Consider the following 15,503-nt stretch of genomic DNA (forward strand, 5'->3'; position numbering starts at 1 on the left):
ATGTCAATCTGTTTAAAGTTAAAATATTCACAATCTACCGCAATCGTCACAAAATCTCACAAATCGTTCACAATTTCACTAGTCAACCCCTTGACTTTGTTAAACAAACTAAATTATTCACTTAGTAAAATATCAACCTCAATCTGATCTTCCTTTCCGCTTTTTTTGGCAAAAATGAGTGCTTTGTACAATCCTTTTTTCAATTTCAATTTTTCCTTTTTCACCTCTTTTTCAACCACCCCTCTTGGTACATTTCTGCGCCAATCCAAAAAACCTGCAAACGTCAATGTGTCCGGATCATATAAGGCAATTCCCATCTCATCAGCCCCGCCTGGCAAATAAAGCTGATACTTATATGATTTTGGTTGGTCACCATAGGCAAACTCAAAGCCCATCACTCTAGGGTAATTCGGTTCATCCACTACAAATAAATAGGGAATTTCGATTTGCCTTTCACCTTGTATAACGTGCAGCCATCCCTGATGAATCCCTGGCTTTAATCGACTTGGTGTTATGTCCAGTCCAATTTCCACTTGTTTTTTCTCACCAGGCTGTAGTGTGATTTTTGCTGGAAGCACCCATTGGATTCCAGGCTCATTGTACGGTGTTTTTACATATGCCGTTTGCACAAGATTCGACTGATTATCAAAAGTGATTTTTTGTTGTTTTTTTGTGCGCGGATGCCGTGTCTCATATTTCCCAAAAGTAAGGGATCCTGGATAGATCAGCACCTTCGCCTCAATTGCCTCTTTTAGATTAATTCTACCAGCACCTTGTTCAATAGGCTTCAGCCTTTCCTTTCGTACATTCGTTAAAGGTGATGCTGTATTCATTAAAGCAGCTTTTATTTGTTCAGGTCTCCAGTTTGGGTGTGCTTGTTTTAATAATGCGCAGGCTCCAGCGACATGCGGTGCGGCCATGCTTGTTCCTTGCATTGCTAAATATCCATTTGGAATCGTGCTATCGATTGCAACACCAGGGGCAACAACATCCGGTTTTATCCCCCATGTATTTGTTACTGGACCCCTTGAGCTAAAATCAGCAAGCTCATCTTCTTCCTTTTTATAAATGGTTCGAACGCTAGGCTGCTTGTTTAACTGTTTTTTAATTAGGGCCCCTGCTTCTTTTGAGATCGATACAACAGGAATTTCTATTGGTATTTCTAATGATCCTGAAAAATTGCCTTTTACATTATTGTAAATAATAACCGCCTTTGCTCCCCGCTGCTTTGCATTGAGCACCTTTTCTGTAAAAGTAATTTTTCCTCTTTCGATAAGAACAATTTTACCGTTTACCGACTTCTTTAGATCTTGCTCCGCCCCTATTCCTCCTAAAACGACCTCATCTAATCCATGCATTTCCCAAGGCTTTGCTCCCTGGATTTGATTCATTTTAATGAGAGTTCTTACACCTGAAATTTTTAAATAGGGCATTTGAAGCGGTGGTGATGACGCTCCAACCGAAATGGCTTTAGCGGATGTACCAGGTGAACCAACCGACCAGACAGCTGGCCCCGAATTACCGCTTGATGTCACAGCAACGATACCCGCTTCAACAGCACGGTCAAGCGCAAGACTTGTTGGCCAATCAGGACCATTCACACTATTCCCTAAAGAAAGATTGATTATATCCACTTTATCCTTGATTGCCTTTTCGATTGCCGCGATCACCTGATCAGAGGTGCCCATACCACCGGGCCCTAATGCTCGATATGCATAGATTTCCGCCTCTGGAGCAACGCCCATTAATTTTCCATTTGCTGCAATAATCCCTGCCACATGTGTGCCATGAATGGTTTCATTTCCATCCAAAGCCTTCGTCTCCATTGGATCTTTATCATCATCAATGACATCATAGCCGCCTTTATAGTTTCGATGTAAATCAGGATGGTGATAATCAACCCCTGTATCGATGACAGCTACTTTTACTCCTTTGCCGGTTAACCTGTGGTGATCACGGTCAAATAATCCTCTCACATCACCTCCACCGATAAATGGCACACTTTCTTTGATGAACGGGCGATAGGAAACAACAGGGCTAGAATGCAGAACTGCAGGATCATTACTGAGAGCCATTACTTTTTCAGCAGGCCCTTCTATAGAAAAACCATAAAAAACATGTTGATACATTTGATGGATCGTGATCTTGGATTGTTGCTCCAGCTTGTTCTTAATAGGAAGAAAATCATCTTTTTTCACAACCAACATAAGCTTTTGCATGCTTGCCTCTTCATCCGATGGCAAGGGCGGTCTTTTAGGAAAGGTTTCACCATTTGCTGTGGTGCTTATCGAAATGACAATGAATAAGATCAAATACAAAATAAATTGTTTCTTAGTTCCCATTAAAAACCACCTCTATCGTTATTCTGTTCTTTCATTTCGAAAAACATGTATTGTAGAAGGCATAAAAATAGGAAACCCCATTTCTGAGATTTCCCTATTTCTATAATTTATTTTGTTCCATAAAGGCGATCGCCTGCATCTCCTAGTCCTGGAACAATATAGCCATGATCATTCAGCTTTTCATCTAGTGCAGCGATGTATATATCAACATCAGGATGTGCTTTCTTCACTATTTCAACGCCTTCTGGGGCAGCAATTAAGCACATAAATTTAATATTTTTTGCACCGCGTTTTTTCAAGCTATTGATTGCCTCGACCGCAGATCCTCCCGTCGCTAGCATCGGATCAACAACGATAAAATCACGTTCTTCTACATCGGAAGGAAGCTTTACGTAATATTCAACAGGCTGCAATGTTTCAGGGTCACGATATAGCCCAACATGTCCAACTTTTGCTGCTGGAATGAGCTTTAAGATACCATCTACCATTCCTAAACCTGCACGCAGAATCGGAATAATGCCAAGTTTTTTCCCTGAAAGCACCTTAGATTTTGCCGTACATACAGGTGTTTCAACTTCAACCTCTTTTAATGGAAGATCCCTTGTAATTTCGAACGCCATTAAGCTTGCTACTTCATCTACCAACTCACGGAATTCCTTTGTTCCTGTACTTTTTTCACGAATATATGTAAGTTTATGTTGAATTAATGGATGATCAAACACGTATACTTTCCCCATCAAACCATCTCCTTTTCTTTGACACTTCAATAGATTTTACAGAAATTCAATCATAGTTTCAAGTTCGATCTTATTAATTATACACCTAAGACGTTACCAGGAAACATTGTTGGTAGAATGGGAGAGGATTTTCTAGTGTGAGAAGGTTAGTAGATAAGAAAAGCGCAAGCGCCTTGATCAGCCCCGACAAGCATAAGACGAATTGGGATAGAAGGCGTTCTTTGCCTTCAATTCCAATTTGGCTTATGACCTCGAGGGGCTAGGCGCTGGAGCTAGACACAAAAACTAAGTAAAAAAATTATAATTTCTTATTTCTTTGCAAAAAGGACGACTTCATAGGAAGCCGCCCATCTTTTAATTATAGGTTACGATATAAAGGGAATTTGCTTGTTAAGTCTTCTACGCGTTGTTTTGCCTCAGCAAGCTTTGATGAATCTTCGTGATTTTTTAATGCAAACGCAATGATGCTGCCGATTTCATCCATTTCCTCTAATCCAAAGCCGCGGCTTGTTACAGCAGCTGTTCCGATACGGATACCGCTTGTTACAAACGGACTTTCTGTTTCGAATGGAATGGTGTTTTTATTGACAGTAATTCCGATTTCATCCAATACATGCTCTGCAACTTTTCCTGTTAATCCAAGGGAACGAACATCAACTAATAATAGGTGATTATCAGTACCGCCAGATACAAGAGTAAGTCCTTCTGCTTGTAATTTTCCAGCTAAATGCTTTGCATTGTCAATAATGTTTTGTGCATATGTTTTAAAGCTGTCTTGAAGAGCTTCGCCAAATGCAACTGCTTTTGCAGCGATAACATGCATAAGCGGACCGCCTTGAATTCCAGGGAAGATCGATTTGTCAATTTTCTTGCCAAACTCTTCTTTACATAAAATCATACCACCGCGTGGGCCACGAAGTGTTTTGTGTGTTGTTGTTGTCACAAAATCAGCATATGGTACCGGGTTTTCATGTAAACCAGCAGCAACTAAACCTGCGATATGAGCCATATCCACCATGAAATAAGCGCCAACTTCATCAGCGATTTCACGGAATTTTTTAAAATCAATTGCTCTCGGATATGCACTAGCACCAGCAACAATTAGCTTTGGCTTATGAAGTCTAGCTTTTTCTAATACATCCTCATAATTGATGCGGTGTGTTTTTTCATCAACACCATATTCAACAAAGTTGTATTGAACACCACTAAAGTTTACAGGGCTGCCGTGTGTTAAGTGACCGCCATGTGATAAGTTCATTCCTAATACTGTGTCACCATGCTCTAAAATCGTGAAATAAACACCCATATTCGCTTGCGCACCTGAGTGCGGCTGAACATTTGCATATTCTGCACCGAAGATTTCTTTCGCACGGTCTCTTGCAATATCCTCAACAACGTCAACATGCTCACAGCCACCATAATAACGACGACCAGGATATCCCTCTGCATATTTATTTGTAAGCACTGATCCTTGTGCTTCCATGACAGCTTCACTTACAAAGTTTTCAGAAGCAATCAATTCAATTTTTGTTTCTTGACGAGTACGCTCAAGCTGAATCGCTTCAAAAACTTTCGCATCTTGTTCTGGTAAAAATTTCATTCGTTACAATCTCCCTTCAATCAAAACCTTGTTATGGATTTGTCCTACACAGCTTTTTCAACGTCTAATTCCAACTATATTGTACACGTTAGTATGCTGTATTGTAAAAGATTTTCTGAAATATTTTTATTTTTTTTATGAAATTTGCCGTTTAGTCGGCTTAAATACGAATATTATAAGGTTTCCTCAATTGTAATATTCGTTTGATGCAATAAGCTATCCTCATTTAGTATTTTTATAATTGCAGAAATTGATACAACCTATTTTGGTTAGTTTTTCTAACAAAGTCAACCTTTATTGAAAGAATATTTTGTGTTTTTTCATTTTTGTAGTAGAAGGACGTGAGTGGTTGGGAATGATTCCTTTAACCAAAATAAAAAGAACCAACATTAAGTTGATTCTCCGCTTATCAATGACAGGATGTATTTTCTTTTGTTGCTTCATAGACAGCTCTAGCACCGCCGATGAGCTTTGGACGTGTTTTCGCCATGGTGACGTGGGCGAAACCGATTTGCTTTATGGTGCTGCGCAATGGGACGGCGACATGTTTTAAGTGCATTCCGATGAATGTATCGCCGATATCGATTCCAGCATCTGCTTTTATGAATTCAACGACTACAGGGTTTTCCATATGCTGATAGGCATATGTGGCCATCGCGCCTCCTGCCTTTCTAACTGGAATGACGGTAACCTCATCAAATCCGTTCACTTTCGCAGCGGACCTTTCGATCACGAGGGCGCGGTTTAAATGCTCACAGCATTGGAAGGCGAACTGTACACCTGTTTCCTCCTTAAACGTGGCCAGCGTGTCAAAAATCATTTTTGCTACGTCCTCTGAGCCTGCTGTTCCGATTTTTTCTCCGATTACTTCGCTTGTACTGCAGCCGATTACCACAATATCGTCTTTGCCAACGTTTGCTTGGGTGCGAAAGTCAGTCAATAAAGTGGATAACTCCCGCTGCCAATTTTCTAGATTTGTCATCGTTTATCCGACTTCCTTATTAAGCGTGTTCATTTTCGTATTTGTCAATTTTGCCCACACGTGTTGCATGGCGCCCGCCTAGATATTCTGTTGTTAACCAAATTTTTGCGATTTCTCTTGCTAGGCCTGGTCCGATTACACGTTCACCCATTGCAAGGATGTTGCTATCGTTATGTTCACGTGTTGCTTGGGCGCTGAACATATCATGAACAAGTGCGCAGCGGATGCCCTTTACTTTATTCGCCGCAATGCTCATGCCAATGCCTGTGCCGCAAATCAAGATTCCGCGATCAAATTCCCCGCTTGCTACACGCTCTGCCACTGGTAATGCATAATCAGGGTAATCTACAGATGTTTCACATTCGCAGCCCATATCTGTATATTCAATCTTCAATTCTTCTAGTAGTGAGATGATTTCTTTCCGAATATTTACTCCGCCGTGATCTGATGCAACTGCTACTTTCATTTTGGTCCTCCTATAATGAACGATATTTAGTAAAATCTCTTCTTTTATTGTATCGCTTATCCTGTCATACGATCAATTATTTCCTTTGTAACTTAGGCTTTATTTTCCTCAAGCTTATGGACTAATTTATGAATCAACTTTTCTAAATCTGCTAATGTTTGACGATAGATATCCAGTTGTCCGCCAAACGGGTCGATGATATCTTTTCTTTCTTCGTCATTCTCAGCAACATATTCAGCAAGGGTATATGTTTTACGACCTGCATGCGGGTAAAACTCGATCACAGATTGCTTATGCTGATTCGTCATCGTTAAAATAATTGTTGCCCAATTAACAAGCTCTTCACTTAAACTTGAGGATTGATGGTCGCACGTGATTCCTTTTTCGTTTAAGGCCTCTTGGGCAAATCGTGTTGCATCACTGCCATCGAGGGCAAATACACCAGCAGACTTTACATCCAGCTGATCAGAGCTCTTCAAATGCTTTAAAAGCGCTTCTGCCATCGGGCTTCTGCATGTATTTCCGGTACAAACGAATAATACATTTGTCATGTCATAACACTCCTTTCTATTTATTATAATGGAAACGTTGTAAAGAAAATAGTCACATGCTTAGAGCAAAAAAGCATAGAGAAGACCCTATGCTTTAGAATTCAATCTTTATTTTTTGCGAGTCATGGATTTTCTTTTGATTTTGATCAAAAACATCACTCGTTGTGATTTCAATCCATTCAAGCTCCTTCGAAGAATCAATGATAAAGCCCAGGTTGCCTTTTTTCGCAGACTTTCCAGCTATTTCACCATTTAAATCTTCCAAATAGATATCTTTTTCCCAATCAAATGTCTCACCTGTGCTTGTTTTAATCAGCGCGATTGGAGCAAAGCTGACTTTTTCATCAGATGTGTTCTCAATTTCAACAAACACCTTTGTAAAATCGAATTCTTCCTCATGTGTTAACACATGAAAATAATCAATCAGGCTGTAATCCGGTCGCAGGTGGATGACCTTTGCATCTTTGACGCGAAGCTGGATCGGGCCAATTTCGTATGCTTTATCAACAAAATTAATCGCCTTTAATGTTGCCTTCCCTTTTTCATCGGAAACCGATTTTCCTACCTCAAGCAAGTTTCGATCATCCGTTACCTGCGGGTTTGATGAGTAGTCATCCAAATACCCGGTGTCGATTTGTTTTTCTCGTTCAAGAGCACCGCTGTTGTTGCTATTCGAACATGCAACTAACATGACAGATAATAATGCTATAAGAACAATGGTTCTTTTCATAAGAAAACCCTCCATTTAAAAAAGAAGGAGCTGACGTAAAGCGAGATGCCAGACCCTTCTATTTCTCTATCTGTTACAAAATTCTTCTTACTTATCTTCAATCACTGTTTTATTTTTGCCTTTTTCTATAAGCTCAAAAATAATTTTTGCGTTGTCCGTATTATCAATATTTCCTGCAAATCGATCAGATGCAGGACCAAATGCATACACTGGGACGTCTTCACCAGTATGGCCGCCAGTCGTCCAGCCTGTATGCGATCTGTTATCGAAAATTTTCTCGATTGCATTATCAATATCTACTTCTTCTTTAGAAGCAGCATCCTTTACAGATTGAATTTCCTCAGAAGTTAATTCAAGATCGATATATTTTTTCAATGTTTCTTCTACATCCGCACCGCTTGCAATTTCACTTGCCATGAAATCAGGTGTGCGTTTCGCTGCTTTGATCGGCTCGCCAAACCAGTTGTAAATGCCATTTGCACCAATTGAATAACCGCCAGTTGAATGGTCAGCTGTCGCAACAACTAATGTATGCTTGTCCTTTTTCGCAAATTCAATTGCTGCTTTAAAGGCTTTTTCAAAGTCTTTCATTTCACTCATGGCAGAAACGATATCATTATCATGTCCCGCCCAGTCAATTTGACTTCCTTCAATCATAAGGAAAAAGCCATCCTTGTCTTCACTTAAACGATCAATCGCAGAGGTTGTCATATCTTCTAATGATGGAATGTCTTTTGTACGGTCTATCATTTTTGGCATTCCGCGTTCTGCGAATAAACCAAGAACCTGTTCGTTATCATCTTTTAACAGCTCATTTTTATTCGTGACATAGCTGAAGCCATCCTTTTTAAATTCTTCAACTAAATTGCGGTCATCGCGAATAAATAAGTCCGTTCCTCCGCCAAGCAGCACGTCCACTTTATGTTCGCCATTTATTAACTCATCAAAATAGTCCTCCGCAATGGCGTTCATGTTTTGACGGCTGTGATCATGTGATCCGAATGAAGCAGGTGTTGCGTGCGTAATTTCAGATGTTGCGACAAGGCCTGTTGCTTTTCCTTGTTCCTTTGCAGCTTCAAGTACAGTTTTAACTTCTGATCCGTCGTTATCAACGGCAATGGCATTATTATAGGTTTTAATACCAGCTGACATTGCAGTGGCTGCAGATGCGGAATCTGTTACATTTTGTTCAGGATCCTCAGGGTAGGTCATTTGCTGGCCGACTAAATATTTATCAAGCTCTGTACGATCGACAAATTTTGAGTTATTGCTGTCCTGCAAATAACGGTATGCAGAGGTATATGAAACACCCATTCCATCTCCAATAAGAAAGATGACATTTTTGATTTTTGCATTATTTTTTGCTTCCTTAGCTTCCGCAACAGAGAATGTTCCGCCTAAACTACCAAAAGCGACAGCAGTCATAACTGCTAAAGGCAGAAGCTTCTTTTTAAATCTTTTATTAAACATGAATAATTCCTCCTAATCTTTATGTGACATGGCTGATTATAGTTTGGTAGTTTTAATGTACTTTTAAGGAAATGTAATAGTTTTGTAAATGGAGATAATCGATCGAATGGAACTAGATAAAGGGGATTATTAGCAATAAACGGATCATCATTAGGTATAAAAGACTATATAATAGTTGAGTATTCTACCATCCCTTTTCGCTAATTAGCAAAAAATACACAGGTGGATATTTACACGAATTTACAAAGAAGTTATTTTCTTAACAAACGACCGGCTGCTCCCAACCGGTCGTTACTTAAAAAGGAAAGATTAATTTTACACCAAATGCCAATAAGATGCTTCCGCCGAGCGCTTCACTATATGAGCCCAACCATGCCTGTACACGTTTACCTGTTAACAGGCCAATCCAGGTTAACACCATACTTACGATTCCAAAAACAACAACCGTTAGAACGGTTTTTGCCCCGTAAATGCCTAGGCTTAAGCCGACAGAAAAGCTATCCAGGCTGACACTAAGCGCAAATACAATTAATCCAAACCCTACTGGTGTAATCAACGGCTTCTCATCTTTTTTAAACGAGGCGAACACCATCTGGACGCCAAGCAAGATTAACAAACCGCCGCCTAACAATGTTGCGATTGTTCCAAATGTATCACTAAGGGCTTTTCCGATTAACATCCCTACTAATGGCATCCATATATGAAAGATGCCGATTGTGATTCCTATGTAAAAGATTTGCCTGGCCTTTAATCGAATTAACCCCATGCCAAGGCCAACAGAAAATGCATCCATACCTAAAGCCAGTGCCATAATCAGTAATGTTAGCAGCTCTCCCATGATCGCTTCTATGTTCATCTTTTACCCCCTCGGACACGCCTATTTAACTTTATGCACGTCCGATTTGGATTAGAACTGACATGACAATAGAGAGATGAGAGGCGGGAGTAAGGCAATTGGCGAATGCTCGCTTGCCTTGCTCGTTCCTCTTTTACTTAAAAAGAATCATTATAGTAAATAACTTGAGAAAGAATCTTACAGCCTTGGAGTTTATTGAAGATCTCTCTCGCTTCTTTTTCTGAAGCAAATTCAAACATTGAGATCGTTGTCTGTGAATACAGCGTGATGATCCACATAAGGTTTCCTCCAATTTTAGGTTAATTCGCAAATACAGATGTCCGCCTCTCACATTTATTTAATAAAGACAGTCTTAATCGATGTGAAAAATTCCTTCGCTGCTTCTCCCTGTTCACGTGAATGGGAGCTGGAGTTTTTCATCCCTCCAAATGGTGCTTGCAATTCAACACCGGCACTTTCTGCATTGACACGGATTAATCCTGCATCCATATCTTCAATGAATGACAACAGGTTTTGGATATTGGCTGTAAAAATCGAAGCGCTAAGGCCATATTCTACATTGTTAGCTAGTTTAATAGCCTCTTGTACGGATTCTGCTTTTAGCAGAGCAATCACCGGCCCGAAAATTTCCTCCTGAACGATGGTCATTTCTGGAGTACAGCTGTCAAAGATCGTCGGCTCCACATAATAGCCTTTTTTCAGTTCCCCATCTTCTGCACGTTTCCCGCCGGTTAATAGTGTTGCTCCTTCTTCTAAGCCTTTGTTTATATAGGAAAGCACGGTATGAAGCTGGCTTTCATTTGCACATGGTCCCATCCAAGTGTTGCTGTCAGCCCCATCTCCAAGGGTAATCTCTTTCGTTTTCTCGACAAGGAGCTGCTTAAATTCCTCATAGACCTCGGATAAAACGATGACGCGGCTAGTCGCTGTACATTTTTGTCCGGTTGAACGGAAAGCACCTGCGATGACCGCATCTACCGCAAGGCTTAAATCGGCATCCGCAGCAACAATAACAGGGTTTTTCCCTCCCATTTCAAGCTGATATTTCGCTCCTCTTGCAAGAGCTGCCTGACCAATTTGCTTTCCAATTTTATTTGAGCCAGTAAACGTTATCCCATTAACATCCTTATGATCCGCAATCCCTTGACCTACGACGCTGCCAGGGCCTGTAATCATATTGACAACCCCAGGAGGGAATCCCGCTTCTTCAAAGCACTCGATGATTTTTGCACAGGTAATCGCTGTTTCTGTCGCCGGTTTAATCACAACAGTGTTCCCATATACAAGCGCAGGAGCCATTTTCCAGATTGGAATCGCAATCGGGAAGTTCCAAGGTGTGATTACCCCAACAACGCCAAGCGGCACCCTTGTTGTTAACATGAGGGCAGTTGGATCTGTTGAAGGAATCACATCCCCTACTTTGCGCATCCCTTCTCCAGCATAATACTTTAAAATAGCAATGCCGCGAGCTGTTTCACCCTTCGTTTCGGCAAGTGTTTTTCCCATTTCACTCGTTGCACATTCAGCAATTTCATCGATTCGTTTTTCAAGGATCGCAGCTGCTTTGTATAAATATTCTCCCCGTTCAGCTCCAGAAAGCTTCCGCCATGCCTCCTTCGCTTCCTTGGCAGACTTTACAGCATAATCTAAATCCTCTTTAGCGGATTTTTGCACATAGCCTACAACCAGATCCTTATTTGCCGGATTCAAGCTTTTTTCCACTTCATTGCTAATCGATGGCACCCACTCACCATTGATAAAATTAAGATATTTTTTTGTCTCAACTGTTACGACCATTTGCTCATCCCCTTTTTTAAAGTGATTTAGCTGTTATTGGTTTTGGATATCGATCCAATGCCTGTTTTAAAATCGTTTCTAATTCTGCATAATGCTCTCTTTCCACTGGCTGAATCGGTTTTCTGACGTTTTGCCCTACAGGAAGACCCATGATTTCCATCCCGGCTTTAATAAGAGATACGGCATATCCATTCCGCTTACGGCGAATGTTGTTGATTGGTAAGATGACATGCTGATAAAGATCATTCACCGTTTCTTGATTTTGGTTTAAAACGGATTGATAAAAGATTCTAGAGATATGCGGGATATAATTTGAAATTGCTGATGAGTAAGAGTTAAATCCAAGCGGAACATAGGCCGGCATCGTCACTTCAGCCAATGGCATGCCATTTAGCCAGCCAAATCGCTGTTTAAAGGTTTGCGTAAGAAGCGTATTTAACTCCATATTCCCCAGTCCATCCTTTACACCAACAACCTGCGGCACCTCCGCAAGCGTTTCCAATGTTTCCACTGATAAAGAAACCTGATCTCTCTGGTAAACAATGGCGTTTAAATCTGTACTTTCTGCAATCGTTTTGAAATAATCTGCAAGACCTGATTGCTCCCCTGTTACCAGATATGGCGGTAATATTAAATAACCATCTGCACCCTTTTTAGCTGATATCTCGGCAAATTCCAAAGAAGTTTGGATATTGCCTCCAACTCCTGTGTAAACAGGAACCTTTCCATTAGTTACAGTCACAGCTACCTCTACCATTGCTTCATATTCCTCTTTACTTAATGAAGGATATTCTCCAGCTGCACATGCGACAAAGATCGCTTCGAGCCCTTCATTAAGTAGAAACTGAATATTTTGGGCAAGCAACTTTTCATCAAGCTTATTATTTACTGTAAATGGAGCAATTGGAAATCCTAAAATTCCAGATGGCGCCTTGCGAAATTGATTCACAACCATTCCTCCTCCTTTGTGTTTTGTTTTATTGTAAGACAAATAGACGAATGTTTCAACAAGAAGTTTTACTATTTTTGAAAATAAAACCTATCAATTTTTCACCTTGGAAAATGATTGACAATCAAATTTATTTGTCTTACTATTGGACAAAATAATATTTTGAAAATTTCTTAAAAAAAGGAGAGATGCCCTTATAATAAACTTATAAAATTTGAATCTGTTTTTCTTTGTCTTTTGTAAGCGATGCCACCACAATGCAAAAGGAAGTGAGATTATGAGCGCACTTGAAAAAGTAGTTAATCCCATCATTCCAAATAATGAGAAGAAGACACGTACCCGTTGGATGATTGTTGTTATGCTCTTTCTTGTCACAGCGATAAATTATGCAGATCGTGCTACTTTATCAATTGCGGGATCCGATATGTCCAATCAGCTTGGCTTAGATTCCGTTATGATGGGCTATGTTTTCTCGGCATTTGCATGGTCATACGTGGCAGGACAAATTCCAGGCGGATGGCTCCTCGACCGCTTCGGATCAAAAAAGGTTTACTTTTGGAGCATCTTCCTCTGGTCCTGTTTTACTCTATTACAAGGAATGATCGGTATCTTCGGTTCTGTTGGAACAGCCGTCACCGTTCTGTTTGGACTCCGGTTTCTTGTTGGATTGGCAGAGGCCCCATCCTTCCCTGCCAATAGCAGAATCGTAGCATCTTGGTTTCCAGGTCATGAGCGAGGTACAGCGGCAGCTACCTTTAATTCTGCCCAGTATTTTGCAACCGTTCTCTTTGCGCCGATCATGGGTTACATTACATACACCTTTGGCTGGGAGTATGTCTTTTACTTCATGGGTGTGATCGGTATCATTGTCGCCTTTATCTGGCTAAAAACCATATATAGTCCGAAGGAACATCCGCGCATGAACAAGGCGGAGCTTGATTATATTGAAGCTGGCGGAGCTTTAATTCATATGGATCAAACTGAAGAAAAGAAAGGTGCAAGCTGGAGTAATGTTAAAAAACTGCTATCAAACCGGATGCTATTAGGAATTTATCTGGGGCAATATTGCATTACAACCTTAACCTATTTCTTTTTAACTTGGTTTCCAGTCTATCTTGTGCAAGAAAGAGGGATGACCATCCTGGAGGTTGGTTTTATTGCATCCCTTCCTGCAATCTGCGGCTTTTTGGGCGGGATTCTTGGGGGATTGTTTTCAGATTTCCTCCTGCGAAAAGGCTTTTCGTTAACAGTTGCTCGTAAAACCCCTATAGTCATTGGAATGGTTATGTCAATGAGTTTAGTTGCTGCAAACTATGTAGAGACACAATGGGTTGTCATTTTTGTTATGGCTCTAGCCTTTTTTGGAAAAGGATTTGGTGCACTAGGCTGGGCTGTTGTATCAGATACATCACCTAAGGAAATGTCTGGCGTTAGCGGCGGTCTTTTTAATACGTTCGGTAACATAGCCGGTATCACTACACCTATTATTATCGGTTATATTATCGGAGTGACAGGGTCATTTAATGGTGCGCTAATCTTCGTTGGTGCTAATGCACTTGTGGCCATCTTCAGCTATTTATTCCTCGTCGGAGAAATCAAGCGCGTAGAATTAACATCTTAATCTATTATTCTAGTTGAATGGGAGCGATGAAAAATGAATACTCAATTAGTAAAAGAAAACATTAAAGCAGGTACTCCGGTTATTAAAGATATGAAGGTGATTCCTGTAGCAGGACATGATAGTATGCTTCTCAACTTGAGCGGTGCCCATGCCCCTTACTTTACACGCAATATCGTTATTTTAAAAGATAATCTAGGCAATATCGGAGTCGGTGAGGTTCCAGGCGGTGAAAAAATCCGCAAAACGCTTGAAGATGCAAAGCCATTGGTCATGGGGCAATCGATAGGTACTTATAACAATATCTTGAACAAAGTTCGGAGGCAATTTGCAGATCGGGATTCAGGCGGACGGGGTCTGCAGACCTTTGACCTGCGGATCACCATTCATGCGGTAACGGCATTAGAAGCAGCCCTGCTTGATTTAGTTGGACAATATCTTGGCGTCCCGGTTGCGGCACTTCTTGGCGAAGGACAGCAGCGCGATCAAGTAGAAATGCTTGGCTACCTTTTTTATGTTGGAGACAGGAACCAAACAGACCTTCCTTATTTAAGTGACATGGATGCTGATGATGAGTGGTTTCGCCTGCGCCATGAACAAGCGTTAACCCCTGAAGCCATTGTACGGTTAGCCGAAGCGGCCCATGCCCGTTATGGATTCAATGACTTTAAGTTAAAGGGCGGTGTTTTACGCGGAGAGGAAGAAATTGAAGCAGTGACAGCACTTGCTGAGCGCTTCCCGGACGCACGCATTACCCTTGATCCAAATGGCGGCTGGCTGTTAGAGGATGCGATTAGGCTTTGCAGAGACCAACATCATGTCTTAGCCTATGCAGAGGATCCTTGCGGGGCAGAGAATGGCTATTCCGCACGAGAGACCATGGCAGAATTTAGACGGGCAACCGGTTTGCCTACTGCCACAAACATGATCGCAACCGATTGGCGGCAAATGGGCCATTCCATCCAGCTTCAGTCAGTTGACATCCCACTTGCCGACCCGCATTTCTGGACAATGCAAGGTTCCGTCCGTGTTGCACAAATGTGCCATGAATGGGGGTTGACATGGGGGTCACATTCTAATAACCACTTTGATATTTCACTAGCGATGTTTACTCATGTTGCCGCTGCTGCTCCAGGAAAAATCACTGCGATTGATACCCACTGGATTTGGCAGGACGGACAGCGGTTAACTAAAGAACCCTTTACCATTGTTGGCGGCATGGTCGATGTACCAGATAAGCCTGGGCTTGGGGTTGAAATCGATATGGAGCAAATTGAAAAGGCTCATCAGCTCTATTTACAAAAAGGGCTCGGAGCACGAGATGATGCCATCGCCATGCAATTTTTAATTCCTGGTTGGAAATTTGATCCGAAACGTCCTTGCCTTGTGAGATAAGCTCCTTCGT

General features: G+C 41.2%; 14 protein-coding genes. 2 read left to right on the top strand and 12 right to left on the bottom strand.

From position 1 onward, the window contains the following. Positions 1 to 113 precede the first annotated feature (113 nt). The 12 genes from ACSVDH_RS28475 to kdgD all read right to left on the bottom strand — a co-directional run bounded on the left by ACSVDH_RS28475 (position 114) and on the right by kdgD (position 12,480). Positions 114 to 2,342, bottom strand: a complete 2,229-nt coding sequence (locus ACSVDH_RS28475; RefSeq protein ID WP_439250900.1) for a S8 family serine peptidase — start codon at positions 2,340 to 2,342, stop codon at positions 114 to 116. A 107-nt stretch (positions 2,343 to 2,449) separates the two neighbouring features. Continuing rightward, complete coding sequence (upp, locus tag ACSVDH_RS28480; protein ID WP_439250901.1) at positions 2,450 to 3,079, bottom strand: uracil phosphoribosyltransferase; 630 nt, start codon at positions 3,077 to 3,079, stop codon at positions 2,450 to 2,452. Between the two features lie 358 nt (positions 3,080 to 3,437). Continuing rightward, positions 3,438 to 4,679, bottom strand: a complete 1,242-nt coding sequence (glyA, locus tag ACSVDH_RS28485; protein WP_439250902.1) for a serine hydroxymethyltransferase — start codon at positions 4,677 to 4,679, stop codon at positions 3,438 to 3,440. Between the two features lie 409 nt (positions 4,680 to 5,088). Beyond that, a complete protein-coding gene (locus ACSVDH_RS28490) occupies positions 5,089 to 5,661 on the bottom strand; it encodes a TIGR01440 family protein (protein ID WP_439250903.1) in 573 nt (190 codons plus the stop codon). 19 nt (positions 5,662 to 5,680) lie between these two features. Next, a complete protein-coding gene (gene rpiB, locus ACSVDH_RS28495; protein ID WP_299093429.1) occupies positions 5,681 to 6,127 on the bottom strand; it encodes a ribose 5-phosphate isomerase B in 447 nt (148 codons plus the stop codon). A 92-nt stretch (positions 6,128 to 6,219) separates the two neighbouring features. Continuing rightward, a complete protein-coding gene (locus tag ACSVDH_RS28500) occupies positions 6,220 to 6,678 on the bottom strand; it encodes a low molecular weight protein arginine phosphatase (RefSeq protein WP_439250904.1) in 459 nt (152 codons plus the stop codon). A 94-nt stretch (positions 6,679 to 6,772) separates the two neighbouring features. After that, positions 6,773 to 7,408, bottom strand: coding sequence for a hypothetical protein (locus ACSVDH_RS28505; protein WP_439250905.1), 636 nt, complete (start codon positions 7,406 to 7,408; stop codon positions 6,773 to 6,775). An 87-nt stretch (positions 7,409 to 7,495) separates the two neighbouring features. Beyond that, on the bottom strand, positions 7,496 to 8,878 hold the full coding sequence (locus ACSVDH_RS28510; RefSeq protein ID WP_439250906.1) for an alkaline phosphatase: 1,383 nt from the start codon (positions 8,876 to 8,878) through the stop codon (positions 7,496 to 7,498). 295 nt (positions 8,879 to 9,173) lie between these two features. After that, the gene (locus ACSVDH_RS28515) at positions 9,174 to 9,734 is read right to left on the bottom strand and encodes a manganese efflux pump MntP (RefSeq protein ID WP_299093433.1); all 561 of its coding nucleotides are present in this window, start codon (positions 9,732 to 9,734) and stop codon (positions 9,174 to 9,176) included. 137 nt (positions 9,735 to 9,871) lie between these two features. Further along, positions 9,872 to 10,012, bottom strand: a complete 141-nt coding sequence (locus tag ACSVDH_RS28520; protein WP_439250908.1) for a hypothetical protein — start codon at positions 10,010 to 10,012, stop codon at positions 9,872 to 9,874. Positions 10,013 to 10,067: 55 nt separating this feature from the next. Next, positions 10,068 to 11,531 (bottom strand): alpha-ketoglutaric semialdehyde dehydrogenase GucD, encoded by a 1,464-nt coding sequence (gene gucD, locus ACSVDH_RS28525; RefSeq protein ID WP_439250909.1) that lies wholly within the window; start codon positions 11,529 to 11,531, stop codon positions 10,068 to 10,070. 16 nt (positions 11,532 to 11,547) lie between these two features. After that, on the bottom strand, positions 11,548 to 12,480 hold the full coding sequence (gene kdgD / locus ACSVDH_RS28530; RefSeq protein ID WP_439250910.1) for a 5-dehydro-4-deoxyglucarate dehydratase: 933 nt from the start codon (positions 12,478 to 12,480) through the stop codon (positions 11,548 to 11,550). Between the two features lie 277 nt (positions 12,481 to 12,757). Here kdgD and ACSVDH_RS28535 point away from each other — a divergent pair, with 277 nt between their 5' ends. Both ACSVDH_RS28535 and gudD read left to right on the top strand, forming a co-directional pair. Beyond that, positions 12,758 to 14,101 carry an MFS transporter gene (locus tag ACSVDH_RS28535; RefSeq protein WP_439250911.1) on the top strand — a complete coding sequence of 448 codons (1,344 nt, stop codon included), beginning with the start codon at positions 12,758 to 12,760 and terminating at the stop codon, positions 14,099 to 14,101. Between the two features lie 33 nt (positions 14,102 to 14,134). After that, positions 14,135 to 15,493 carry a glucarate dehydratase gene (gene gudD / locus ACSVDH_RS28540; RefSeq protein ID WP_439250912.1) on the top strand — a complete coding sequence of 453 codons (1,359 nt, stop codon included), beginning with the start codon at positions 14,135 to 14,137 and terminating at the stop codon, positions 15,491 to 15,493. Positions 15,494 to 15,503: the final 10 nt, after the last annotated feature.

It is taken from the genome of Metabacillus sp. Hm71 (assembly GCF_051842955.2).
GTDB lineage: Bacteria > Bacillota > Bacilli > Bacillales > Bacillaceae > Metabacillus.